The 3,069-nt window shown below is 68.2% G+C and carries 2 protein-coding genes; one reads left to right on the top strand and one right to left on the bottom strand.

Annotated elements, in window-relative coordinates; genetic code table 11:
• A partial coding sequence (locus tag PMI12_RS26195; RefSeq protein ID WP_007838778.1) for a hypothetical protein occupies nucleotides 1-2,276 on the bottom strand: 2,276 nt, incomplete at its 3' end.
• Nucleotides 2,277-2,579: 303 nt separating this feature from the next.
• On the opposite strand from PMI12_RS26195, the gene PMI12_RS26190 reads away from it, so the two are divergent.
• A complete protein-coding gene (locus PMI12_RS26190; RefSeq protein ID WP_007838777.1) occupies nucleotides 2,580-3,014 on the top strand; it encodes a DUF1841 family protein in 435 nt (144 codons plus the stop codon).
• Nucleotides 3,015-3,069 lie beyond the last annotated feature (55 nt).

Below are 3,069 nucleotides of genomic sequence, written 5' to 3'. Positions count from 1 at the left end.
AGGCCGCCGGTGCCGCCATCGGTCACGCCGCCGAGCAGGCCGTCGCCGGACACGAGGTGGGCCACGCCGTCGGTCAGGTAGTCGACCTGCGCCGTGACACCGTTCAGCAGCGCTGTCGTCGTGCCCTCACCGAGCAGTTGATCGGTCAGCGGGCTCAGCAGACCACCGGCGCTGGCCGCCACTTCGCCCACGACGCCATCGACCGGGTCGAGTACGTTGGGGTTGTTCTCCGAGAAGCTGCTGCCGAGCACCGGAGCCAGCAGGCCGCCGGCGGTGTTGGTCAGACCGTCCGCGAAGCCGACCACCGATCCGAGCGTGTTCCCGAGACCAAGCTCGCCCACCAGGCCGGTGTTCAGGCCATCGGCCAGGTTGCCGGCCATGCCGTCGGCCGGGTCGAACAGGCCAGCGCCCGTGCCCGGGGTGCCGCCGTTGCCGAGCACATCGCCGAGCAGACCACCTTCGCCACCGAGAACGCCGCCCAACGGGCCTTCTTCGCCGAGCACGCCGCCCAACACGCCGTTTTCGCCAAGCAAGCTGCCGAGCAGGCCGGTGGTACCGAGCAGGCCGCCCGCGAGGCCGTCTTCGCCCAGCACGTCGGAGAGCGTGCCGTTCGTGCCGAGCAGCGAGCCGACGGCGCCGTCCGGACCCAGCAAACCACCCAGGGGCGTGCCTTCGCCGAGCAGGCTTCCGACCACGCCATCCTCACCCAGAACGCCGCCGAGCAGGCCACCGGAAAGACCGTCGTTGCCGAGCACGCCACCCAGGGGGCCGCCGTCGCCGACCACTCCGCCGAGCAGGCCGTCGAGGGCGCTGCCCTGGCCGATCAGGTCGCCGACGAGGCTGCCTTCACCGAGCAGGCCTCCAACCAGGCCATCGTCTGCCAGCAGGTTGCCGACCACCCCGTTGTCGCCGAGCAGGCCGTCGAGCGTGTTGCCGACCACGCCGCCGTCAGCCAGCAGGTTGTCGAGGCCCAGGCTGGAGGTCAGGCCACCGAGCGGGCCTTCATTGGAAAGGAGGTTGTTCAGGCCGTCGGTCAGGTAGTCCACCTGGCCGTTCAGATGACCGATCAGCGCATCGGTCACGCCCTCGCCGAGCAGGGTGTCCACGATGGGACTCAGGCTGTTGCCGAGCGGGTCGGTGATGTTGCCGACGACCTCGTCGACCGGGTCCAGCGCGTTGGGATCGTTGCGGGTGAACTCGGAGCCGAGCAGCGGTGCCAGCACGCTGTCGACCACGTCGGTCGTGCCGTCGACCACCGGGGCCACGGGAGCGAGCGCGCCGCCCAGGCCAGCGGTGCCGTCGACCGCGCCGACCGCGCCATCGACGAGGCCGTCGCCCGGATCGAGCAGGTGATCGCCGTCTGCGTCTGCGTCTGCGTCTGCGTCGGCATCCGCATCGGCATCGGCATCGGCGTCTGCATCTGCATCTGCATCTGCATCTGCATCGGCGTCTGCGTCTGCGTCTGCGTCGGCATCGGCATCGGCGTCTGCGTCGGCATCCGCATCCGCATCGGCATCGGCATCGGCATCGGCATCGGCATCGGCGTCTGCGTCGGCATCGGCGTCTGCGTCGGCATCCGCGTCAGCATCCGCATCGGCGTCGGCGTCGGCATCACCGTCCGCATCCGCATCAGCGTCCGCATCGGCGTCGGCATCCGCATCGGAGTCGCCCACGCCCGAAAGGAGCAGCGGGACCGCGCTGTCGCTGCCGCCGCCACCGCCGCCGAGCGCGGCGCCGAGTGCGGCGGCGCCCAGGGCACCGAGTGCGAATTCACCCAGCCCGATGCCGCTGCCGGCAGCGAGCTTCTTGGTCACGGCCAGGGCAGCGGCATCCGCATCGCTGTCCGGCGGGGTCACTTGCAGGTCGCCCGAAGCGACGTCCACATTCACTTGTTCGAGGCCGCCCGGCAGCTTGGTCGAGCCGATGGTGGCATCGGTGCCGCCGGTGAACACGCCGGCCAGCGGGGCCTTGTTGGTCGCCGAGCCGGGAAAGAGAACGTTGGCGTGGCCGTCCTGCGGGACGATCACGCGGTCGCCGGCCACCAGTGTCTGATTACCATCGACCGGAATGCGGACACCGTCGCGCATCACGGCGACACCCGGCGTGGCATTCGATAATGTGCCGATGCTGGACGGGCCAGCTGCAGCGGGCGCCGCCGAACTCGCCATGGCAGGAGCGCCTAGCGGAGTAACGGTGGCCTGGGCAATGACCACGGGAGCAACGCCTGCGGCGGCAAGTCCTTCGGTCGAATTCGTCGATGCTTGTTGAGCGGTCATGGCAGCCTCTGTGACAAAAGATGCCTACTCAGGGGCAACTAGCGTGCCGCTTTTTGCGCGCCCCTTGCCAAACCGCCTTCAGGCGCCGCAACTTGTTGATTTGTATGGAAATTTTTCTTTGAACCGGCTTGCCGATGGGGTTCGGAATCAGCCCGCAGGAAGGTCATTCAGCGATTCGTTACGTAACGACGTAACCCCCTGTACCCGGAACGTCCGGCACATCCGAGGTCTTGCTCCGGGCTTGCGTACCGGCTCTTGCGCAGCACCCACTTCCTTCTTTTTCTTTCTTCCTCTTCTATAGATATGTTCAATCCCTCCCAGGAAGACGTGCGCCGCTTCTTCTGCGACGTGTACGCCAAGCACCGGCAGGGCTTGCCGATGGAAGCGCTCGAGACCATCGCCGCCGGCTGGATCGACGAGCATCCCGAGTACCACGAGGATCTCGCCGATGCCGACGCGGCGGTGGCGCGGGTCTACGACGGATCGAACGGGCGCGAAAACCCGTTCCTTCATCTGTCGATGCATTTGTCGATCAGCGAGCAGTGCTCCATCGACCAGCCGCGCGGCATCCGCCAGGCCGTCGAGCTGCTGGCTGCGCGCCGCGGCTCGCTGCTGCATGCGCATCACGAGGCAATGGACTGCCTGGGCCAGATGATGTGGGAGAGTCAGCGGGCGGGCAGGCCGCCGGACGGCGAGGGCTACGTCGCCTGCGTACAGCGGCGAGCGACCAAGGACTAACCCCCAGGCTTCGCGCACTTCGTGTCGCTTCGCCCCCCTTGCAGGGGGCAACACC

It is taken from the genome of Variovorax sp. CF313, from assembly GCF_000282635.1.
Taxonomy (GTDB): domain Bacteria; phylum Pseudomonadota; class Gammaproteobacteria; order Burkholderiales; family Burkholderiaceae_C; genus Variovorax.
Note: the sequence above shows the minus strand (reverse complement) of the source record. Positions and strands in the feature narration are given on the sequence as shown.

Bases quoted from the DNA above. Each gene is read 5' to 3' on its own strand.
- PMI12_RS26190 (WP_007838777.1), top strand. From the start codon at position 2,580: ATGTTCAATCCCTCCCAGGAAGACGTGCGCCGCTTCTTCTGCGACGTG.